Annotated in this window: 20 protein-coding genes and 1 pseudogene; 8 read left to right on the top strand and 13 right to left on the bottom strand. The window is 52.3% G+C overall.

The genetic code is table 11. The annotated features are described in order from the left end of the window. The first annotated feature begins 79 nt into the window (after positions 1 to 79). The 3 genes and pseudogenes from OGY37_RS18755 to OGY37_RS18745 all read left to right on the top strand — a co-directional run bounded on the left by OGY37_RS18755 (position 80) and on the right by OGY37_RS18745 (position 1,942). Positions 80 to 1,191, top strand: a protein-coding gene (locus OGY37_RS18755) for an IS3 family transposase (RefSeq protein WP_103848104.1) whose coding sequence is annotated in 2 segments (ribosomal slippage) — positions 80 to 341 and positions 341 to 1,191 — 1,113 coding nt in all. Because the reading frame shifts where the segments join, the coding sequence is not laid out codon by codon here. A 131-nt stretch (positions 1,192 to 1,322) separates the two neighbouring features. Further along, positions 1,323 to 1,484: pseudogene (locus tag OGY37_RS18750) on the top strand (type VI secretion system tube protein Hcp); the annotation flags it as partial. Between the two features lie 26 nt (positions 1,485 to 1,510). Then, entirely contained in the window at positions 1,511 to 1,942 is a 432-nt protein-coding gene (locus OGY37_RS18745; protein WP_286621526.1) for a hypothetical protein, read from the top strand. A 127-nt stretch (positions 1,943 to 2,069) separates the two neighbouring features. Here the strand turns inward: OGY37_RS18745 and OGY37_RS18740 are convergent, their stop codons facing one another. Genes OGY37_RS18740 through OGY37_RS18715 form a run of 7 tightly spaced genes read right to left on the bottom strand, consistent with a single transcriptional unit; the run spans position 2,070 to position 8,686 of the window. Beyond that, entirely contained in the window at positions 2,070 to 2,843 is a 774-nt protein-coding gene (locus OGY37_RS18740; protein WP_286621524.1) for an amino acid ABC transporter ATP-binding protein, read from the bottom strand. Then, positions 2,827 to 3,753 carry an amino acid ABC transporter permease gene (locus OGY37_RS18735; RefSeq protein WP_198579201.1) on the bottom strand — a complete coding sequence of 309 codons (927 nt, stop codon included), beginning with the start codon at positions 3,751 to 3,753 and terminating at the stop codon, positions 2,827 to 2,829. Before OGY37_RS18735 ends, OGY37_RS18740 begins: the two co-directional genes overlap by 17 nt. 9 nt (positions 3,754 to 3,762) lie before the next feature. Next, the gene (locus OGY37_RS18730; RefSeq protein WP_003833076.1) at positions 3,763 to 4,272 is read right to left on the bottom strand and encodes a GNAT family N-acetyltransferase; all 510 of its coding nucleotides are present in this window, start codon (positions 4,270 to 4,272) and stop codon (positions 3,763 to 3,765) included. 10 nt (positions 4,273 to 4,282) lie between these two features. After that, positions 4,283 to 5,215, bottom strand: a complete 933-nt coding sequence (locus OGY37_RS23520) for an ABC transporter substrate-binding protein (protein WP_502873544.1) — start codon at positions 5,213 to 5,215, stop codon at positions 4,283 to 4,285. A gap of 12 nt (positions 5,216 to 5,227) precedes the next feature. Further along, positions 5,228 to 6,541 carry an LLM class flavin-dependent oxidoreductase gene (locus OGY37_RS23515; RefSeq protein ID WP_502873467.1) on the bottom strand — a complete coding sequence of 438 codons (1,314 nt, stop codon included), beginning with the start codon at positions 6,539 to 6,541 and terminating at the stop codon, positions 5,228 to 5,230. Between the two features lie 25 nt (positions 6,542 to 6,566). Then, positions 6,567 to 7,688: an amidohydrolase gene (locus tag OGY37_RS18720; protein ID WP_198579202.1), complete on the bottom strand. Its 1,122-nt coding sequence runs from the start codon at positions 7,686 to 7,688 to the stop codon at positions 6,567 to 6,569. Beyond that, positions 7,688 to 8,686: an MsnO8 family LLM class oxidoreductase gene (locus tag OGY37_RS18715; RefSeq protein WP_149384233.1), complete on the bottom strand. Its 999-nt coding sequence runs from the start codon at positions 8,684 to 8,686 to the stop codon at positions 7,688 to 7,690. The genes OGY37_RS18720 and OGY37_RS18715 overlap by 1 nt, the downstream gene beginning before the upstream one ends. Before the next feature lie 514 nt (positions 8,687 to 9,200). Here OGY37_RS18715 and OGY37_RS18710 point away from each other — a divergent pair. Further along, positions 9,201 to 10,742 (top strand): methyl-accepting chemotaxis protein, encoded by a 1,542-nt coding sequence (locus OGY37_RS18710; protein WP_079937291.1) that lies wholly within the window; start codon positions 9,201 to 9,203, stop codon positions 10,740 to 10,742. Positions 10,743 to 11,021: 279 nt separating this feature from the next. Beyond that, complete coding sequence (gene ansP / locus OGY37_RS18705; RefSeq protein WP_191236311.1) at positions 11,022 to 12,464, top strand: L-asparagine permease; 1,443 nt, start codon at positions 11,022 to 11,024, stop codon at positions 12,462 to 12,464. A 41-nt stretch (positions 12,465 to 12,505) separates the two neighbouring features. On the opposite strand, the gene OGY37_RS18700 is transcribed toward ansP, so the two are convergent. From OGY37_RS18700 to OGY37_RS18685, 4 genes are all read right to left on the bottom strand, one after another. After that, the gene (locus OGY37_RS18700; RefSeq protein ID WP_003833091.1) at positions 12,506 to 12,727 is read right to left on the bottom strand and encodes a YgdI/YgdR family lipoprotein; all 222 of its coding nucleotides are present in this window, start codon (positions 12,725 to 12,727) and stop codon (positions 12,506 to 12,508) included. Positions 12,728 to 12,864: 137 nt separating this feature from the next. Next, on the bottom strand, positions 12,865 to 13,926 hold the full coding sequence (gene yncE / locus OGY37_RS18695; RefSeq protein WP_149384231.1) for a 7-bladed beta-propeller protein YncE: 1,062 nt from the start codon (positions 13,924 to 13,926) through the stop codon (positions 12,865 to 12,867). Positions 13,927 to 14,190: 264 nt separating this feature from the next. Continuing rightward, on the bottom strand, positions 14,191 to 15,225 hold the full coding sequence (curA, locus tag OGY37_RS18690; protein ID WP_148361950.1) for an NADPH-dependent curcumin/dihydrocurcumin reductase: 1,035 nt from the start codon (positions 15,223 to 15,225) through the stop codon (positions 14,191 to 14,193). A gap of 58 nt (positions 15,226 to 15,283) precedes the next feature. Beyond that, on the bottom strand, positions 15,284 to 15,859 hold the full coding sequence (locus tag OGY37_RS18685) for a helix-turn-helix domain-containing protein (protein ID WP_003833097.1): 576 nt from the start codon (positions 15,857 to 15,859) through the stop codon (positions 15,284 to 15,286). Positions 15,860 to 15,896: 37 nt separating this feature from the next. On the opposite strand from OGY37_RS18685, the gene OGY37_RS18680 reads away from it, so the two are divergent. Then, on the top strand, positions 15,897 to 16,415 hold the full coding sequence (locus OGY37_RS18680; RefSeq protein WP_149384230.1) for a GNAT family N-acetyltransferase: 519 nt from the start codon (positions 15,897 to 15,899) through the stop codon (positions 16,413 to 16,415). After that, positions 16,412 to 16,861 carry a DMT family transporter gene (locus OGY37_RS18675; protein WP_148361949.1) on the top strand — a complete coding sequence of 150 codons (450 nt, stop codon included), beginning with the start codon at positions 16,412 to 16,414 and terminating at the stop codon, positions 16,859 to 16,861. Before OGY37_RS18680 ends, OGY37_RS18675 begins: the two co-directional genes overlap by 4 nt. A 64-nt stretch (positions 16,862 to 16,925) precedes the next feature. Here OGY37_RS18675 and OGY37_RS18670 read toward each other — a convergent pair whose 3' ends face one another. Both OGY37_RS18670 and OGY37_RS18665 read right to left on the bottom strand, forming a co-directional pair. After that, entirely contained in the window at positions 16,926 to 17,159 is a 234-nt protein-coding gene (locus tag OGY37_RS18670) for a YdcY family protein (protein ID WP_003020183.1), read from the bottom strand. A 17-nt stretch (positions 17,160 to 17,176) separates the two neighbouring features. Beyond that, a complete protein-coding gene (locus OGY37_RS18665) occupies positions 17,177 to 18,775 on the bottom strand; it encodes an ABC transporter substrate-binding protein (protein WP_148361948.1) in 1,599 nt (532 codons plus the stop codon). A gap of 282 nt (positions 18,776 to 19,057) precedes the next feature. Between OGY37_RS18665 and OGY37_RS18660 the strand changes: the two genes are divergently transcribed. Beyond that, the gene (locus OGY37_RS18660) at positions 19,058 to 20,359 is read left to right on the top strand and encodes an SrfA family protein (protein WP_286547417.1); all 1,302 of its coding nucleotides are present in this window, start codon (positions 19,058 to 19,060) and stop codon (positions 20,357 to 20,359) included. The last annotated feature ends 4 nt before the right edge of the window (positions 20,360 to 20,363 follow it).

The following is a 20,363-nucleotide window of genomic DNA, read 5'->3' as shown; positions in this document are numbered from 1 at the left end:
TGTAAGTATCCCGCATAATCGTGCCATTCACATTTAGAGACCCTCCGGCATAATCACTCTGCCAACAAAGGAGATCGCTATGCGTAAAGCCCGTTTTACTGAGCATCAGATCATTGCTGTAATTAAATCGGTTGAAGCCGGACGAACCGTTAAAGATGTCTGCCGGGAGGCCGGTATCTCTGAAGCCACCTACTACAACTGGAAGTCCAGATACGGCGGCATGGAGGCTTCTGATATTAAAAAGATCAAGGATCTTGAGGACGAGAATCGACGTCTCAAACAGATGTTTGCCGACCTGAGCCTTGAGAACCGGGCGCTGAAAGACGTTATCGAAAAAAAGCTTTAAAACCAGCCTTTAAGCGTGAGCTGGTCACTCATCTGATAACGACATTTGGACTCAGTATCCGTCAGGCCTGCCGGAGTCTGAACCTGAGCAGAACGGTTTACCATTACCGTCCGGATACCACGCGTGACGAACCCGTTATTGTCGCGTTACAGGCAGTGGCAGAGCGATACCCACGGTACGGTTTTCCAAAACTTTTCCAGGTTCTGCGGCGGCAGGGATACCCGTGGAATCACAAAAGGATCCATCGTATTTATTGTCTGCTGAAGCTGAATTTTCGCCGTAAAGGCAAACAACGGTTGCCGGTGCGTAATCCCTCGCCACTGGCCACACCGGAAGCGCTGAACCAGAGCTGGTCTGTCGATTTTATGCATGATGCTCTGGTCTGTGGCCGTCGTTTTCGCACGTTCAATGTCGTTGATGACTTTAACCGTGAGGCATTGTCGATTGAAATCGATCTGAATCTGCCAGCTTTGCGCGTGGTCCGTGTACTCGACAGGATCGCGGCAAATCGCGGCTATCCGGTCATGCTACGCATGGATAATGGTCCGGAATTTATCTCACTTGCACTGGCTGAATGGGCAGAGCAACATGCAGTAAAACTGGAATTTATTCAGCCGGGTAAGCCGACGCAGAACGCTTTTATTGAGCGCTTTAACCGAACATACCGTACAGAAATACTCGATTTTTATCTGTTCAGAACGCTGAATGAAGTGCGGGAAATCACGGAAAGATGGGTGTCAGAATATAACTGTGAACGCCCGCATGAATCACTGAACAATATGACGCCGGAGGAATATCGGCAACACAATCATTTGGCCGGGATCTCAAAAAATGCCTGGAACTAAAACGGGTCTATTTACATCCTCATCGCACAAAATTGACGGGTGATTTTATAGGCGATAGCGTGGGTGCGGCACGTAATTGATTAACACTACAGGACTTTAAATAGAATTTTCTTAAATGGAGTTTTAAACAAATGGCAATTCCCACGTATTTGTGGCTAAAAGACGACGGCGGCGCTGATATCAAAGGCTCTGTCGACATTCATGGCCGTGAAGGAAGTATCGAAATTATTGGCCTGAATCATGGCGTCATGCAGCCCACCGATAAACACAGTGGTAAGGCGGCGAGTCTCCGCGATGGTGGCGACCTTGAGGTCGTGCGATGAAGCGCCTGTCCATTCTACTGTTGGCAGCGCTGTCACTCCCTGCGATGGCAGTAGCCACTGACTGGCCGGACGCATTCCGAGGCATTGCTGCTGGTGAGGTTCAATGGCTTGAGCAGGTTCCGGCACTAGCAGCAGTTGCCGACGTTAAACAGGCTCAGAGACTGGAGGATTCGCTCGCGGCGGCACTGACAGCAAACACCACCGGCGCACTGAGGGCGTTAGACGCTCTCGACGCCGGACACTGGCCCCACATGATTGGCTCCGATATCGTATGCACCCCGCCGACGGAAACCCCGGACAAGGTGGACGCATTTTACCAGCGGACGCGTCAGGCACTACTGAGCACGGCTGCTGGGGCAAAATGCCTCTGGATTCTTGAAGCCTCTTATGACGAACTGAAGACAGACAACGCCCGCAAGGTTAAGTAAGATAGCCAACCCGATCATTGGTCATCACATGGCCGTTTTTTCTTCCGCTTACTTTTGATTTTTAGGTAGGCAAAATCGTCGTCACTGTATAACCTCTGTGCGGCACAGCATTGTGCCGCAATGTGTCTCAAAGCACTTTCGACAAAAACTGCTGAGTGCGCGTGTGGCATGGATGATTCAGCACCTGCTCGCTGCTGCCCTGCTCGACGATTTTGCCATCGACCATAAACACCACCTGATCTGCGACTTCTCGGGCGAAGCCAATCTCATGCGTTACCACAACCAGCGTGGTTCCCGACTTCGCCAGCGCTTTAATGACATCCAGTACTTCACCGACCAGTTCAGGATCCAGTGCAGATGTAGGCTCATCAAACAGCATGACGCGCGGATTTAGCGCCAGCGCACGGGCAATAGCGATACGCTGCTGCTGACCGCCGGATAAGTGACGCGACCAGGCATCGGCTTTATTCCGTAACCCTACCGCATCAAGCAGTGTTAATGCCCGCTCGGTGGCGGCTTTACGCGTTGCCAGTCCGTGCGCAATGGGCGCTTCAATCAGATTCTCCAGAACCGTTAAGTGCGGGAACAGATTAAAGTTCTGGAACACATAGCCGACATTAACCCGCTGGCGCAAAATTTCCGCCTCTTTCAGCTCATACAGCTTGTCTCTCTGCCGACGATAGCCAATGTAATCGCCATCGATTTGAATAAACCCCTCATCGACGCGTTCCAGATGGTTGATGGTTCGTAAGAGTGTGGATTTCCCTGAACCGGACGGCCCAAGAATGACCGTTACCGTGCCGGGAGGGATCTCCAGAGACACATTATCCAGCGCTTTGTGGCGACCAAAGTATTTGCTAACGCCGGTAATAGAAATATGGCCTTCAGGCAAGCGGGACATGGACGGCCTCCTGCTGTGGGCGTTGACGACTGCGTTTTTCTGCACGACTTACCCGGGCGGTATTGATGGCTGAACGTCGTTCGCTGCGTGCCAGCGCACGTTCGACCAGGTGCTGAATTAACGACAGGACGCTGGTGATCACCAGATACCACACCGCACCCACCATCAACAGCGGGATCACTTCCTGCGTGCGGTTGTAGATCATCTGGATGGTGTAGAACAGCTCCGGCATTGCCAGCACGTATACCATCGCCGTCCCTTTCGCCAGGCTGATGATTTCATTGAAGCCAGCAGGCAAAATGGTGCGCAGCGCCTGCGGCAGAATAATCCGCAGCGTACGTCGCCATGCCGGTAAGCCCAGCGCTGCCGCTGCCTCGTACTGACCGTGATCGACCCCTAAAAATCCACCGCGAATAATTTCAGCGGTATAGGCGCTTTGTACCAACGTCAGGCCAACCACCGCAGTAGAAAACTGGCCGAGCACATTGATGGTCTCAAAACTTCTCCACTGAATGGGAGTGAACGGAATACCAATTGTCAACGTGTCGTACAGATAGGAGAAGTTGTACAAAACGATCAGCACCACAATCAGCGGTAACGAACGAAACAGCCAGATGTACCCCCATGCCAGACCGTTCAACAGCCAGGAAGATGAAAGCCGCGCCAACGCCAGCAGACCGCCGATGACAATACTCAACAGCGTCCCGATCAGCGTCAGTAACAGCGTTTGCCCGAGGCCGGACAAGATAACCGGATCAAAGAACCAGCGGGCAAACACGCTCCATTCCCAGCGCGGATTAAACGCCACGGACTGAAGAATTACCGCAAGGGCAAATAAGGCAATGACCGCGCCTACGGTACGCATGGGATAACGTGCCGGTACGACTCTAATGCTATCTGTCGTTTTCATTTTCTCTCCTCAGGCGATTCTGGCCTGACCGGCAATAGTCAGCAGTTTGGTAAAGCGCAGCCGTCCATCAAACGGCGGCAGGCTGTACTCTTCGGGATCGCGCGTCGTATCAAATTGCGGATCGTAGCCCTGGCTTAAATAAAGTCTGACGGCCTCCGGCTGGCGAAATCCCGTGGTCAGATAAATCCGGCTGTAGCCTGCGAGCAGCGCTCTACGTTCCAGTTCCTGCACCACGCGCGCTGCCAGCCCCTGCTGACGCAGGCTGCTTTTTGTCCAGATACGCTTAATCTCGGCGGTGTCCTTGTCGTAAGGTTTGTAAGCCCCGGTGGCGATAATTTCGCCGCGGCGCTCCAGTACCACAAAAAGTCCCTGCGGCGCCAGATACCATTCGGTCAGTTCCACTTCAGCGTCGCGAGAAAAGTAATCGCCATAGCGGGCGGCATATTCACCGAACAGACCGTTCAAAATGGGCTGCAGTTCGCTGGCTTCCGGTGAGAGCACGCGAAATTGATCGCTCACGATGACCTCCTTAGTCGCCTAAACCGACCGGGTTGATTTCAGATTGTGGAATGCGTTCCACCCCTTCTCCCCAACGATTCAGCACCTTGTCATAGTCGCCGTTGCCAATCACGCCGTTGAGGGCGGTTTGTACCGGCAGAACCAGACCGCTGTCTTTTTTCAGCGTCACAGCGATATGTGCCGCTTTTGGCCAACCGCCATCAACGCTACCCACTAATTGCGTTTTACCGTTGAGTGCAGCTTTCCACGCGCCGATTACATTAGGACCGAAGTAGGCATCGGCGCGGCCTGACTGCAGGGCCAGGGTTTGCGCGGCATCATCTTTGGTATACACCGGCGTAAACGGCTGTAACCCTTTCTTCACGTTCTCATCGTTCCAGGCCAGCAGGATGGCTTCCTGGTTAGTCCCCGAACCGACGATAATGCGCAGTCCGGCGATATCTTCCGCCTGCTCGATTTTCTTCAGCTTGCTACCGGTTTTGACATAAAAGCCAAGAGAGTCCTTCCGATACGTCGCGAAATCGAATTTTTCTTTGCGTGCTTTGGTGACGGTAATATTGCTGATCGCGGCATCGTATTTGCCGGAAGTGACGCCCAACGGCCAGTCTTCCCATGACGTAGGTACAACGTTGAGTTCCAGCCCCAAACTGTCAGCCACCAGACGAGCGATGTCCGCCTCGCTGCCGATCAGCGTTTTATTGTCATCGGCAAAGACGGTCAGCGGCGGCTGGCTGAGCCCGGCAATCGCCACGGTGAATTTGCCCGGTACGGCCAGGTGCAGGTTTGCGGGCAACTGTGCAATCGCCTGCGGATTTTTTACCGTATTAATCGGCGCTTTATTGGCTTCCAGGCTTACGCCGGTGCCGTTAATCGTCACCTCATTTGCCCAAACGGTCGCGCTGAAAGCCAGTGACAGCGCGAGGAATAGTGATTTTTTCTGCATAGCGTTTTTCTCTTATTGTGTGAATTGATTTGCAGGTGTCGCTAATCCCAGGCTTGCGCGCAGGGTCGTACCGGGATATTCATGGCGGAACAGGCCGCGCGCCTGAAGCTCGGGGACAACCTGTTCGACAAACCGCGGAAAGGTATCCGGCGTGCCACCCTGGATGATAAAACCGTCTGCGGCTTTTTCGTCGAACCACTGCTGCAGTCCGTCGGCAACCTGTTGTGGCGTGCCGCTGAAACGCGGACGAGGACTTGCCGCTTCCAGAGCAACCTGACGAAGTGTTAAACCACGCTCGCGTGCGTTGCGCTTGATCTCATCAGTCGTACTGCGAAAGCTGTTTTGTCCGAGAGAGCCCAGATCCGGGAACGGTGCGTCCAGCGGATATTGGGCAAAATCATGATGTTCAAAGTAGCGGCCAAGATAGTTCAGCGCGTCAGTAACGGAGACCAGCGCAGCGGTAGTCTGATACTGCTGCTCAACGTCCTCTGCGCTGTCGCCAACAATAACGCTAACGCCCTGGAATATATGCAGTTGATCGGGATGTCGTCCGGTGTTTTCCAGCTGACTTTTTACATCCTGATAGAACGCTTTAGCCTCTGCCAGCGACTCCTGATGGGTAAAAATGGCATCAGCATGCTGTGCCGCTAATTTTTTACCATCTACTGAAGCGCCCGCCTGAAATATAATCGGACGGCCTTGTGGCGTACGCCCAATATTTAACGGTCCGGCGACCTGGAAATAATCTCCATGATGGTTAAGCGTATGCAGTTTTTGCGGATTAAAAAATTCTCCACTTGTTTTATTACGGGTGAAAGCATCGTCTTCCCAGGAATCCCACAGCCCTTTCACTACCTGTAAATATTCATCGGCAATACGATAACGCTGGGCATGCTCTGGATGCTGAGCGCGAGAGTAGTTTTTTGCCGATCCTTCCAGAGGTGACGTAACCACGTTCCACCCGGCGCGCCCCTGGCTGAGATGGTCCAGGCTAGCGAACTGCCGAGCGGTAGTAAACGGCTCGCTGTATGATGTGGACACAGTGCCAACCAGTCCCAGATTCTGGGTGATGCTGGCCAAAGCGGATAATACCGTCAGCGGCTCAAAACGATTTAAAAAGTGCGGGATTGATTTTTCATTAATATACAGACCATCAGCGACAAAAATAAAATCCAGCTTCCCTTTTTCCGCAATAAGCGCCGTCTCTTTGACAAAATCAAAATTAATACTGGCATCGGCCTGAGCCGCCGGATGACGCCATGCGGACATATTTCCCGATGCGCCATGCAGAATAGTGCCGAGCCGTAGTTGCCGATTTTCAGCCATAATAACCCCTACCCAACAGGTAAACTTAAAGATGTGCGAATGCCGTTTTTGCTAACTGCACAAAATAATGCGCGGCAGGTTCAATTAAACGCTCGTCCGGATTGAATCCCGGGTGATGTAATCCGTATTCACTGGCGCTGCCAATACTGACAAATGCGCCAGGCGTATTTTGCAGGTAGACGGCAAAATCCTCCCCGCCCATATGCAGGTCGGCATGGTGGGTGGTATAGCCTGACTGTTTCGCCACCGCGGTGGCAATATTGGCCCAACGATCGTCATTTACCAATGCGGTTGGTCCCGCATGCCAGATTACGTCGATTTGTGCGCCAAAGGCGTGGGCAAATCCGGCGGCGATGTCATTAACCCGAGCCTTAACCTGCTGCTGTACCTGGGTTCGGTGCGTTCTGAGTGTCCCTTCCAGCTCAACGGACTCCGGCAGAACGTTCCATGTGTTTCCTCCCTGAATACGGGTCACGCTGAGCACCACCGAATCCAGCGTGTTAACGTCGCGGCTGGCAACGCTTTGCAGCACTGTTACCAGTTGGCTGGCAAGCAGGATGGAATCCTTACCTTCATGAGGACGCGCCGCATGTGCGCCCTTGCCATTTATGCGCAGCACGAAGCGGTCGACATTGGCATAAAATGCGCCGCCACGTGTGGCAAATTCACCCACCGGCAAACCGGGCTCATTGTGCATACCGAAAATAGCCGCTACGTTTTGCAGAGCACCGGCGCGGATCAACGTTTTTGCGCCGCCGAAACTCTCTTCAGCTGGCTGAAACAAAATACGTACTCGCCCCGGTAAGGTTGTTTCCTGTTGTTTTAGCAGCAGTGCTGCACCAAGCATGACGCTGGTATGGACGTCATGCCCGCAGGCATGCATCACGCCCGGCGTGAGGGAGCGAAACGGAACGTCGGCGCTTTCTTCTATCGGTAGCGCGTCGATATCCGCCCGCAGCGCGATGACATCTTCCCCCTGACCAATTTCCGCGACCAGACCGGTTTTCAGCTCGAATGGCAGAATGTCGACGTCCGCAGCGTGCAACCAGGCGTGAATGCGCGCCGTGGTTGCTTCCTCCTGTAGAGAAAGCTCCGGATGCTGATGTAGTTCACGACGCCAGTCGATAAGCGTTGAGCCGAGAGTCATCAGAGCACCTCCACGGTGTTATGGGCTTGCGCCAACAAACGCAGCGATGTCAGACGCGCATGCCCTTGCGCCACTGGTGTGTCGATAATGAACTCGTCAATACCAAATTGCGTATGCAGAGCATTCAGCTTTGCCATCACCTCCTGAGCGGTGCCGTGTAACAACGCCTGTTCACGACGCGCGATTTTGCGTGGTGGGCTGCCAGACTGAGCGGCAAACGCCAGCGCCTGTTCTTCGCTGGCTACCGTAACACGTTGACCATCTTCCAGCTCCACGCCCCAGAGTTGTACGTTTTCCGCCAGTTGCGCAGCGGTGTCGTAACTGTCAGCCACAATCACCTGCACGGCGACGATCGTCGGGCGTGCACTGTGGGTCTGCCAGAAGGACAAAACGTCATGCAATAACGCTTTGTCACCATTGAGGTGCGCTGCGAAGATGAAATTCCAGTCGGATTGCGCTGCTAACTGCGCGCTTTGCACACTGGCTCCCAGAACAAACTTTTCCGGTGGTATCGGTGGAATTGGCGTCGGGAATACCGTCTCCCCGCTTTCCGTTCCGCTCAGCGCCAGCCAATCGTTAAGCAAAGAAAGCTGGTCGGCAAAACTGCCTTTTTCTTCCTGATGCAGCCCATGCTGTAACGCCTGGGTCGACAGCGGTAAGCCGCCAGGGGCTTTCCCTACGCCGAGATCGACACGTCCAGGAGCCAGCGATGCCAGAAGATTGAAGTTTTCCGCCACTTTGTACGGGCTGTAATGTTGCAGCATCACGCCGCCGGAACCTACGCGGATATGCTGGGTTTGCCCGAGGATCCAGGCGATCACCAGCTCTGGCGATGGGCTGGCCAGCTGTGGCGTATTATGGTGTTCCGCGATCCAGAAACGATGATACCCCCACTCTTCTGCCAGTTGCGCCAGGCGCAACGTCCGGGAAAGCGCGGTTGCGGCAGTTTCACCTTCCCCGATGGGGCTTTTATCCAGAATACTCAGGCGATATGACATGTTACGAGCCTATGTTTGTTAACATGTCTTTATTATTAATTTATCAAATAGCCATACTGAAACATTTAATTCACATTTGCTCAGCTAAAAAGTAGATAACAACCCCTGTCGCTGCCAGGGTTAAAATTTGGATCGCCCAGTACAGGTTGTAACGCCAAACTGAAAAACACCCGCAATTAATAGCCTACAAAATATAATAGGGTCGTTGCTATCACGGTAATAACATTAAAATCATTTCATGCCAGTTTTCTTTTTACAAAAAGGTTTTTAACGCGATTTACGTTAAGTCAGTTTAAACGACTTGTCACGTTATACGCTTGTATTAATTGTTTCATTTTTATGACACAGGATGAATGATTTACATAGAAATTTTTATTTTAACTACTTCCACAGAATTGATGATTAGTAGAGAATGCAACGTTTCTTATTAAAACGGTCTACAACAGATTTTTATATCCCCCGATTTTATTGCGGGGATTTTTGTATGGATTATACATAGCACCATGGGACCTCTATGAAAAGTAACATGCCCGTTACACAAATTGAGCACGCACTTAACGATAAAGCGACGCTGCTTTCTACGACGGATAAAGAAAGTCATATTACCTACGCTAACTCCGCGTTTATTGATGCCAGCGGATTTAACGAACAGCAATTAATGGGCGAACCGCATAATATTATTCGCCATCCCGATATGCCTCCCGCGGCGTTCGCCGATATGTGGTACACGCTACAGCAGGGAGACAGCTGGACGGGGATGGTGAAAAATCGCCGGCAGAATGGCGACCATTACTGGGTTCGCGCCAACGTTACGCCGGTCTGGCACAATGAAAAACTCACCGGCTACATCTCGGTGCGTACCGTTCCTTCGCGCGATGAAATAACTCAAAGCGAAAGCTTATATCATAAAATTAATAATCAGCAGCTTAAAGGATTTCGACTTTTTAAAGGCATTGTCATTCGTCGCGGAATATTGTCATGGGCATCAATGTTTAAATGGCTGAGCATTAGCCAGCGCGTTAATTATTCTTTAGGGGTAATCGCCCTGCTCGCTGTTCTATTTCTCTTTGCTCCTGTTAATCCATTTATTCAGGCGGGAGGGTTGCTGTTCTTATTTCTGATGCTTGCTATTTACCTTAAGTATCAAATTTGTCAGCCAGTTAATACGCTACTGACGCAAATGAAGAAAGTGGTCTCCGGGAGAAAACCTGATAACTGTCATTTAAATCGGGTGGATGAGATCGGAATGCTGATGCGTCTGGTTAATCAGTCCGGGCTTAATCTGAATTCCCTGGTCGATGATGTCAGTACGCAAATATCCGGTATTCGCGCCATCAGTCAGCGGGTATCAAAAGAAGGTACGGCGCTGCACAAGCGTTCAGAAGAAACCTCCGCCGACCTGCAACAAACCGCAGCCGCCATTGAAGAAATTGGCAGTGCGGTACAGCAAACAGCTGAAACTGCGGCACATACTATGACCATGGCCGATAAAACCAGCGCCAATGCGGCAGAAGGCGGCGATATCATGAAACAAACTATCGCCATGATGCAGGCGATATCGCGTGACAACGGGCAGATAGTCGACATCATCGGCGTTATCGACAGTATTGCTTTCCAGACTAATATTCTGGCGCTCAATGCCGCGGTTGAGGCCGCGCGAGCCGGGGAGTCCGGGCGTGGTTTTGCCGTTGTAGCGGCAGAGGTCCGTAATCTGGCGCAGCACTCGGCGTCTGCAGCAAAAGAGATCAAACAGCTGATTGAGAAGAATGTCGCCAACGTCAATAGCGGCGTCAAAATGGTGGAGCAAACGGAAACGCATCTTACCGGGATGATTGGCGATGTCCTGCAGATGTCGATGATGATCAAAGATATTAGTCTGGCGACGCGTGAGCAAACCCAGGCGCTGGATCTGATTAACGATTCGATTTCACGCGTTGGTACCATGACACACAATAACGCCGAGATGGTGGAGCGTGTCACCGATGCTACCGCCGATCTGACTCAACGTTCATCGCGCTTACAGCAGGCCGTTCAGGTCTTTGGCGTATCAGCATAACCTTACGGCGCTTATCGGATGAATGTCTCGATAAGCGCACACCTCTCCACGTATTTACACCCTTCTCTTTTATTGGCTGAATCGAGGCCACACCGCGCCAGTGCTGGCTGTACAAAATGCTGAATTCTTGTTATCGGGGCTTTGCGGAACCGAACAATTGAATGTAGGATGCTCGGCCGGCAGTTTTCCCCCATAACACAATGAAGGGTAAGGCTGTTTTCGCCGCAGCAGGTGCGGCAAAAAGGATTTTGTATTTTTGTCAGGTCAACAGGAAAAGTAATGAACACAAACAACACGCAAGCCGCGGAACAACATGCGGCGAAACGACGCTGGTTGAATGCCCACGAAGAGGGGTATCACAAAGCAATGGGAAACCGACAGGTACAGATGATCGCCATTGGCGGCGCAATTGGTACCGGGTTGTTTTTAGGGGCTGGCGCACGCTTGCAGATGGCTGGCCCTGCTCTGGCGCTGGTTTATCTGGTGTGCGGTATTTTTTCGTTCTTTATACTGCGCGCGCTTGGCGAACTGGTTTTACATCGCCCTTCCAGCGGCAGCTTTGTCTCCTACGCTCGTGAATTTTTAGGTGAGAAAGCCGCCTATGTGGCTGGCTGGATGTACTTCATCAACTGGGCGATGACCGGCATTGTCGATATCACCGCGGTGGCGTTGTATATGCATTACTGGGGCTCATTTGGGGATGTACCGCAGTGGGTGTTCGCCCTCGGCGCGCTGGCTATTATCGGCACCATGAACATGATCGGCGTGAAGTGGTTCGCGGAGATGGAGTTTTGGTTTGCACTGGTCAAAGTGCTGGCGATTGTGATTTTCCTGGTGGTGGGTACCGTCTTTTTAGGCACTGGAAAGCCGCTGGATGGTAACGCCACCGGTTTTCACCTGATCACCGACAACGGTGGATTCTTCCCACATGGCCTGCTGCCGGCGCTGGTACTGGTTCAGGGGGTGGTTTTCGCATTTGCCTCTATTGAACTGGTGGGCACTGCCGCTGGTGAGTGCAAAGATCCGCAAACCATGGTGCCAAAAGCGATCAATAGCGTTATCTGGCGTATTGGTCTGTTCTATGTCGGTTCTGTCGTGCTGCTGGTTCTGTTACTGCCGTGGAATGCCTATCAGGCGGGGCAAAGCCCGTTTGTTACCTTCTTCTCCAAACTGGGCGTGCCGTATATCGGCAGTATCATGAATATTGTGGTGCTCACCGCGGCGCTTTCCAGCCTTAACTCTGGGCTGTACTGCACCGGGCGTATTTTACGTTCCATGTCGATGGGCGGATCGGCGCCTAAATTCATGGCTAAAATGAGCCGTCAACAAGTACCCTGGGCTGGGATCCTCGCCACGTTGGTCGTCTATGTCGTCGGGGTATTCCTGAACTATCTGGTGCCGTCGCAGGTGTTTGAGATCGTGTTGAACTTCGCGTCGTTGGGCATTATTGCGTCGTGGGGCTTTATCATGGTCTGTCAGATGCGTCTGCGCCGGGCCATAAAAGAAGGTAAAACGGCAGACGTCAGCTTTAAACTGCCGGGCGCTCCGTTTACCTCGTGGCTAACCCTACTGTTCCTGCTGAGCGTGCTGGTGCTGATGGCGTTTGACTATCCAAACGGCACCTACACCATCGCGTCGTTACCGTTGATTGCCATCCTGCTGGTTGCAGGCTGGTTCGGTGTGCGTAAACGCGTCGCGGAAATCCACCGCACCGCGCCGTAATGGCTGAAGGCCTGACAGGTTAACCCTTCAGGCCTTCTTTTTTAGTTCGCTTCAATCAACTGCGCTACATCGCTGCTGTTAATTTCCCGCGCATTTCCATCCTGATCGGTATAGCTGGTCATTCCCGTATCTTTATCCAGTTTTGGCTTGCCCTGGGTGGTAATGGTTTGTCCGCTTTTGGTCGTCATGACGTAATCGGTGGTGCATCCTGCCAGGGTAAACAGCATTACGCCTGCACAAAGACAGATAAATGGCTTTTTCATGGTATTCCCGTGTTATTCAGTTAGCCGTTGAGGGCGTAGTGTAAGTCCCTGAAGTGGGTCGGGCTACCGCCGGGGTGTAACGAGGCGTATCGTGGGGTTTAGAGAAATGACAGGAGGGGTTTCCCCCTCCTGATATTTTATAGCGCAATACGAATAACATCGTCCGGTTGGGTGGCTTCCTGCTCGCGGGTAGATTTCTGTTTCACGCTGACGTACAGGGTTTTGCCATCGGCGGAGAGCGCCAGGCTATTCGGGAACGTTGGGGTCTCGAATGTTTTGACGACTTTATAGCTTTTCGCGTCGATCACACTCACTTTACCGGCCTGGCGATGAGTCACGTAGGCTTCATTACGCGTTGGGTTGAACAACACGGCCAGGGATTCCGGCGCGGCGACTTTTGCCAGTACGTTGCCATTACGGATGTCGATGACCAGCACTTCCGCCGCTTTAGAGTCGGTGACAAATGCACGGTTGCCAGCGGTGTCCAGGCTCAGGTTGATAAAGAAATGCTCTTTCCCATCATCCAGCAGTTTTTTGCGGCTGATAATTTTGTTAGTGGCGGTATCGATGGTGATGAATTCACCGTCGGCATTGGCGGTGTACAGGCGTTTAGCCTTGCTGTCGACAGCCAGAGCGGTGCTCATTTTGCCGGTATTTTGGATGGTGTCCTTCAGCTTGATCGTCTCACCGTCCACCACCCAAATCACACTCTCTTTACCAATACCGCTAATGTATACCGTGTTGGTAGCATCATCGGCGACCAGCTCACGCGGCTGCAGCGGGCGAACGTCTTCAGAGCGCTTACGCGTATCCAGCACCAGACGTCCTTTCACCGCACCCGTTTTGGCATCCATCGCCGTAACCGCGCTGTTTACCGTGTTGCCGAACCACAGCGTTTGCGTGGCGTTGTTGATGGTGGCACCAAACGGTTTGAGATCGTTATGAATCACCTGGGTCACTTCGAGGGTGACCGGGTCAAGACGATAAACCACCCCGCCGGTATCCAGTTTGCGGCTCTGTGAGGTCGCCAGCCACAGCGCGTTCTCTTGCTGGCTGTACGCCATTTCATAGGCGCCTTTGCCGACGGCTTTGCGCAGCAGTTCTTCTGCGGCCTGCGTAGTAAAAGATGATGCAACGAGCAGTGAACCTAACAGTAAAGAACCACGCAGACGCGGTGAAAACAGATGACGTAAAGACATGACGACTCCCTTTGATAAATTCGTTTGTTACTGCTTCACATAGCTTCAATGAGCAAAATCATGGTTTTGCCTTTTTAAGAATGAGAATAGTAATCATTATTTATCTCAATGTGGAGTGTTTATTCGCTTTCGTGTAGTAACCTTCTTATTTTCTCCATGAATAATCGCTTTTCATCCAGATAACGTCATTGGCATTTTACCAGGCCTACATTTTGTACGAAGCAGGCCTGGTTACAGGCATTCACCGTCTTCCACCTTTACGTATCAATCCTCAGCAAGACGAATCACTACCTTGCCGAAGTTTTTGCCGGTCAGCAGACCGATAAAGGTTTGTGGCGCATTTTCCAGACCGTCGGTCACCTGCTCGCGGTAGTGGATTTTGCCCTCTTTAACCCAGCGCCCCATCTCCCGCTGAAATTCATGAATGCGGTGCCCATAATCCTGACCAATGATAAAACCCTGCATGCGAATACGCTTTTTCAGCAGCGTTGCCATTAACAGCGGTAATCTGTCAGGTCCGGCCGGAAGCGACGTGGCGTTATAACCACTGACAAGGCCACAAAGTGGAATCCGCGCTGAGGTATTGAGCAGTGGCAGAACGGCATCAAATACTTTTCCGCCGACGTTTTCGTAATAAATATCGATCCCCTGCGGGCAGGCTTTTGCCAGTTGTTGCGCAAAATCTTGTGCGTGGTGATCGAGGCAAACATCAAAGCCCAATACCTCGGTGGCATGTCGGCATTTCTCTGCCCCACCCGCCACACCGATCACCCGACAACCTTTAAGCTTACCGATCTGCCCGACCGTTGCGCCAACCGGCCCGGTTGCGGCGGCTACCACCAGCGTTTCTCCCGCTTTCGGCTGACCGATATCCAGCAGGCCCATATAAGCGGTAAACCCCGGCATACCCATAACACCCAGCGCCCAGGAGGGATGTTCGGGATGATCGCCAAGCTTCACCAGCCCGTTACCGTCGGAGATGTCATAGTCCTGCCAACCGCTGTAGCTCAATACCCATTCGCCTGGCTGGTAGTCCGGATGGTGGGATGACACCACGCGACTTACGGTCCCCCCCACCATAACACCACCAATCTCTACTGGTGGTGAGTAAGATGGCTCATCGCTCATACGGCCACGCATGTAGGGATCGAGGGAAAGATAAACGGTGCGCAGCAAAATCTGGCCTTCACCTGGCGTTGCCACCTCATCTTCTTCAAGACGGAAGTTCTCCGGGACTGGCGCGCCATGCGGGCGTGAAGCCAGTACCCAGCGACGGTTACGATTAGTCTGTTGACCCATGATGTGCTCCTCTGCTTTTGGCATGAATCCATCAATAGTAGCAGTCTGTGCCTGCTATTTAGCTGACGACGTGGTTTAACCGCACAACCAGGTAAACGCAGGGTTGCGCGGTTTCATTGATAAACCGACAGTCATTCGGCGGGCCTAGTTCCAGGCAATCACCTGCCTGCATTTCATGGCGTACGTCCCCTTCGACAAAGACTAATTCACCCTGCTGTAACCAGATAAGTTGTCTGGCCTGCACATAGGAAGAGGCTGGCATCGGGATGTCGCTTCCGGCGGGTAATTCGATCTGTACCAGATCGATAGGCAGATCGCTGCGCGGTGAAACATGGCGGCGCAGATAGTGACTTTGCGGGTCGTGCCAGACGGGCTGATCGACGAAGCGCAGCAGCTTGCCCTCCTGCATTTCAGCCCGCGCAATCAGGGTAGACATGCTGATGCCAAACGCACCGGAAAGCCTGCCCAGCAGCGTAGCCGTTGGACTACTCTCGCCGCGCTCTATTTTATGGATCATCGCCCGCGACACACCCGCGCGCTCGGCAAGTTCCGTGAGTGACCAACCTCGGGATTCCCGCTCAATGCGAATTCTTGCACTGATCCGTTGATTTATGCTGTCTTCAATAGTATTCATATTGTAATACTATAGTGAACAAGCCCTGAGGTTCAACATGTCAATTCGATTTGCCAGCAAAGAAGACTGCGCCGCCATTGCAGAAATCTACAACCATGCGGTACTGCATACGGCGGCTATCTGGAACGATCAAACGGTCGATGCCGAAAACCGTATTTCCTGGTATGAAGCCCGACAATTGATGGGGTATCCGGTGCTGGTGAGTGAAGAGAATGGCGTGGTTACGGGATACGCCTCCTTTGGCGACTGGCGTAACTTTGATGGCTTCCGTCATACCGTTGAACATTCGGTGTATGTTCATCCTGAACATCAGGGAAAAGGGCTAGGACGGGCACTGCTCAGCAGACTGATAGACGAAGCCCGCGCATGCGGCAAGCATGTAATGGTGGCAGGTATTGAGTCTCAAAATCAGGCATCACTGCATCTGCACGGCTTGCTGGGCTTTAAAACCACCGCGCAAATGCCGCAGGTTGGCACTAAATTTGGGCGGTGGCTGGATCTAACCTTCATGCAGTTACAGTTAGACAATCGCCGCGAACCGGATGCCCTTAGATGAACCAGACGCTGACCCTCTCCTTTCTGATTGCCGCGGGTATTGGTCTGGTGGTGCAAAATACCTTGATGGTACGCATCACGCAGACGTCTTCGACGATCCTTATCGCCATGTTACTTAACTCGCTGGTCGGGATCGTGCTGTTTGTCAGCATACTGTGGTTTAAGCAAGGAGCTGCGGGATTTGGAGAACTGGTATCCAGCGTGCGCTGGTGGACGCTCATCCCCGGCTTGTTGGGATCGTTCTTTGTTTTTGCCAGCATCAATGGGTACCAAAATGTGGGGGCCGCTACCACTATCGCGGTGCTGGTGGCTAGCCAGTTAATCGGCGGGCTGGTGCTGGATATTCTACGTAGTCACGGCGTGCCGCTGCGGGCGCTGGTAGGTCCGGTCTGTGGCGCGGTGCTGTTGGTCATCGGGGCGTGGCTGGTGGCGAGACGTTCGTTTTAATTGCCTGATGGCGCTTCGCTTATCAGACCTACAGAACGTGCCTGTAGGTCGGATAAGGGAAATATCAGAGGATTGTGCCGCCTTTGGTCAACTGTTCTCGACGGGCTTCCATATCTTCTTTATGCTGACGGCCATGATGTGCGATCGCCGTACGCAAACGCTGTTGCTGGGTATAGCGATCTTCCCGGCTCAACGCGACATCATCGCTGAGCTCAATCAGCAATTCATTCATATGCGTAATGACGCTCTCTTCAATGGCGGCATCAACACGTGCGCTGACCTCATCCAGATGCGACATAACCTCTCCTTAACTCATTAATTTAATTTTGCTTTTGAAAAATCACTGCCCATCAGGCTGACGCTGTATCCGCTGACATTGCTGCGCGTAGCGTAGAACGTTTTACCGTTTGCCAGGGCTATCCACGGAGCCTGCTGGTAGAAAATCTCTTGCGATTGCTGGTAAAGCGCGGCGCGCTCTTCCGGTTTACTCACCAGCTTCGCCTTTTGAACCAGCGAATTATACTCTTTATCGCACCAGCGCGCGGCGTTAGATCCGGTTTTTATGCTGTCGCAGCCCAGCAGCACATCGGCGAAGTTATCCGGATCGCCGTTGTCTGACATCCAGCCAAACAACGCGGTGTCATGCTCACCTTTACGCATTCCGGAGAGATATTCCCCCCACTCGTACGACACAATTTTCGCCTTCACGCCCACCTTTGCCCAGTCGCTCTGGATCATCTCAGCAATCCGTCGGGAGTTCGGGTTGTAAGGGCGCTGAACCGGCATTGACCACAGCGTCGCTTCAAAGCCGTTTTCCAGCCCCGCCTGCTTCAGCAGATCTTTCGCCTTTTGCGGGTCGTAAGTGTAATCCTGCAGATCTTTATTGAAGCCCATCATATTCGGCGGAATCGGCGATTTTGCCACCGTACCGGAACCTAAGAAGACGGCGTTAATAATCGCCTTTTTATCGGTTGCGTAGTTTAGCGCCTGGCGCACCAGCACGTTATCAAACGGTTTTTTCTCGGTATTAAACGCCAGATATCCGACGTTCAGCGCTTCAACCGAATGCAGCGTCAAATCTTTATTCTTTTTAATCTCGTCAAACTGTACGGGGGCTGGCGCCGGGATTATCTGGCACTCATTGGTTTGCAGTTTTGCCAGCCGCGTCTGGACGTTTGGCGTGATTGAGAAGATCAGGTGCTTCGTTGGAACGGCGCCATCCCAGTAGTTAGGGTTAGCGAGATAGCGGATTTGCGAGTCCTGCTTGTACTGCTGCAACACGTAAGGCCCGGTACCAATCGGCCAGTTATCGACGTTTTCCGGGGTGCCTTTTTTCAGCATCACGTCGGCATATTCCGCAGAAAGGATGGAGGCAAAATCCATACCCCAGTCGGCAAGAAACGCGGCATTAGGTTCATTGAGGACAAACTGAACGTGAAAATCATCAACCTTCTTCACTTCTTTAATCAGTTTATCCAGACCGACATCGTTAAAGTATTCGTAGCTTCCCTGAGAAACCTTGTGATACGGATGATCGGCATCTTTCTGCCGTAATACCGAGAAAATCACGTCATCAGCGTTGAAGTCGCGGGTCGGTTTAAAGAATTTATTACTGTTGAATTTCACGCCCTGACGCAGGGTAAACGTGTAAGTCTTACCGTCCGGGGAAATCGTCCAGTCCGTTGCCAGAGACGGTATCGGGGTATTCTTTACCGGATCAAAGTTGATGAGTCGGTTGTAGAGCACCTGTGAACTGGCCACAAATGAAGGACCTGAACTGGCGATTTGCGGGTTAAATGACTCCGGCGATGCTTCAGAGCAGTAGATGATGGTGTCAGTATTGGCCGCGAACGCAGCGCCTGACGGTAAGACTGTGCTGAGAGCCAGCGCGAGTAACGTTTTCCTTGCAATCATGGTTATAAGCCTTCTTATTTTATTATTAACCGAGATATCAGAGCATAGCTGACAAAAACTGACCAATAACAAATCACTATCAGGTTATTCTAATCCGGTGTATTTCGCTGAATAATTCATCACCCTAAGCGAATTAATTTCCCTTAAGTCTTTTTCAAAACGTCAAGATTTTTCCCGGCACTCTATGCCATGAAAATTAGCCCCTTTTTGCCTCTCTTTCGCCGTTTGCTCGTTTTTATAAAACGTAAAGTAGATACGTGAAGAAGTCTAAGGGGTAACAACGTGGCAAAAACTCTCTTGCGCAGCGGCAATTTGGATGACTATCAGGCCGTGGGCGGCGGTGGTCAGGCCGTGTTTGATTCAGCATTGCAAATTCGTGAAACGCTTCGTCTGCGTAAACAGCAGGCGATGGTGGATTGTCTGGCGATCCCACAAATTAACGACAGCGGCGATCGGGTTGACTGGTATTCCCCGATAGAAGGGAAAGCCGTGGCGTGGAAAGCCGCTGATGAAGAGGCACGTTTTCGTGCGCTGCGCTATCTGGGAAGCACGCTGGAAAATGCGGCGACCCTGAGCCGTAAAAGTCTGCAATCGGGGAAAACCTCGCTACAGCTATTTGGCTCGCTGCTCGAAAAAGCCATCCAGTTTCCCGGTGAAAACCACGTATTTCTGGTTGATGGCAAACCCGTTATTACGTTCTGGGGCTTCGTCAATTTGAATGAAAATCCCCGCGACGATGTCCTCGACTGCCTGCGCATTGCCGATGTTCCTCCTGTGGTTACCGTAGCAGAGCCAGAACAGGAAGCAGAAATCGCACCGGAAATTACCTTTGCCGAGGCCGATGTCCCCTTACTGACGCCGGTCGTTGATCTGCCAAAACCGACTGAACCTGACCCCCCGGTCATTGTTAACGAACCTGAAGTTACTGCGCCGCCGGTACAGGAGAAGCCCATACGCCGCCTGCCGCTGTGGAGCCTGCCCGTTGCCGCAGTGATTATTGCAGCCATCGTTGGGCCGCTGCTGTGGAAGCAACAGACCGCCCAGCCCGGACCCGCTGTCGCCGCTGTTGAAGTCGCTAAGGTTGATATGGCACCGCTGCCAGCATTGACATCTGCACTGCCCCTGCATCGTGCTGAAGTGACTCCCGCGGTGAAGAAAGAGAAACCTGTCGAAGGACCGGTGGTGATTGCCGCAATTCCAAAAGATGCACTGGTGATGGATGCCAACCAGATGAAGGCAGGAACGACACGTTTTCTCAACGGTAACTGGCGCGTCATGGTCGATGTTAAAGATCCGGTGAGCGGCAAAGCGCCGTCCCTGCGCTATCAGATCCAGGCCAATAAAGGCACTGCACGCGTGGTTCATGGTGACAATATTGTTTGTCGTGCCGAGATTTTCTCCGGTTTGCACCAGTCGGGTGAATTAATGATTAAGAGTCGCGGCAATGCCCGTTGTACCGACGGGTCACGTTATCCGATGCCTGAAATTACCTGTAAAGCGGGAACCAACGACGTCGCCGCCTGTACCGCGCGTTATGACGATCACGCGGAAATCCCTCTGACGATCAAAAAGATAGGTGCCTGATTTT

The organism is Citrobacter sp. Cpo030 (genome assembly GCF_030333005.1).
GTDB classification, from domain to species: domain Bacteria; phylum Pseudomonadota; class Gammaproteobacteria; order Enterobacterales; family Enterobacteriaceae; genus Citrobacter; species Citrobacter portucalensis.
The sequence above is the reverse complement of the archived record's forward strand: the minus strand, read 5'-3'. Positions and strand labels throughout refer to the sequence as shown.

Excerpts from the sequence above, each read along its gene's own strand:
- OGY37_RS23515 (WP_502873467.1), bottom strand. The coding sequence starts at position 6,541 with ATGGCTGAAAATCGGCAACTACGGCTCGGCACTATTCTGCATGGCGCA.
- yncE (WP_149384231.1), bottom strand. The coding sequence starts at position 13,926 with ATGTCTTTACGTCATCTGTTTTCACCGCGTCTGCGTGGTTCTTTACTG.
- OGY37_RS23520 (WP_502873544.1), bottom strand. The coding sequence starts at position 5,215 with ATGCAGAAAAAATCACTATTCCTCGCGCTGTCACTGGCTTTCAGCGCG.
- ansP (WP_191236311.1), top strand. The coding sequence starts at position 11,022 with ATGAACACAAACAACACGCAAGCCGCGGAACAACATGCGGCGAAACGA.
- OGY37_RS18715 (WP_149384233.1), bottom strand. The coding sequence starts at position 8,686 with ATGTCATATCGCCTGAGTATTCTGGATAAAAGCCCCATCGGGGAAGGT.
- curA (WP_148361950.1), bottom strand. The coding sequence starts at position 15,225 with ATGGGTCAACAGACTAATCGTAACCGTCGCTGGGTACTGGCTTCACGC.
- OGY37_RS18700 (WP_003833091.1), bottom strand. The coding sequence starts at position 12,727 with ATGAAAAAGCCATTTATCTGTCTTTGTGCAGGCGTAATGCTGTTTACC.
- OGY37_RS18670 (WP_003020183.1), bottom strand. The coding sequence starts at position 17,159 with ATGTCGCATCTGGATGAGGTCAGCGCACGTGTTGATGCCGCCATTGAA.
- OGY37_RS18740 (WP_286621524.1), bottom strand. The coding sequence starts at position 2,843 with ATGTCCCGCTTGCCTGAAGGCCATATTTCTATTACCGGCGTTAGCAAA.
- OGY37_RS18680 (WP_149384230.1), top strand. The coding sequence starts at position 15,897 with ATGTCAATTCGATTTGCCAGCAAAGAAGACTGCGCCGCCATTGCAGAA.
- OGY37_RS18720 (WP_198579202.1), bottom strand. The coding sequence starts at position 7,688 with ATGACTCTCGGCTCAACGCTTATCGACTGGCGTCGTGAACTACATCAG.
- OGY37_RS18675 (WP_148361949.1), top strand. The coding sequence starts at position 16,412 with ATGAACCAGACGCTGACCCTCTCCTTTCTGATTGCCGCGGGTATTGGT.
- OGY37_RS18710 (WP_079937291.1), top strand. The coding sequence starts at position 9,201 with ATGAAAAGTAACATGCCCGTTACACAAATTGAGCACGCACTTAACGAT.
- OGY37_RS18665 (WP_148361948.1), bottom strand. The coding sequence starts at position 18,775 with ATGATTGCAAGGAAAACGTTACTCGCGCTGGCTCTCAGCACAGTCTTA.
- OGY37_RS18735 (WP_198579201.1), bottom strand. The coding sequence starts at position 3,753 with ATGAAAACGACAGATAGCATTAGAGTCGTACCGGCACGTTATCCCATG.
- OGY37_RS18745 (WP_286621526.1), top strand. The coding sequence starts at position 1,511 with ATGAAGCGCCTGTCCATTCTACTGTTGGCAGCGCTGTCACTCCCTGCG.
- OGY37_RS18685 (WP_003833097.1), bottom strand. The coding sequence starts at position 15,859 with ATGAATACTATTGAAGACAGCATAAATCAACGGATCAGTGCAAGAATT.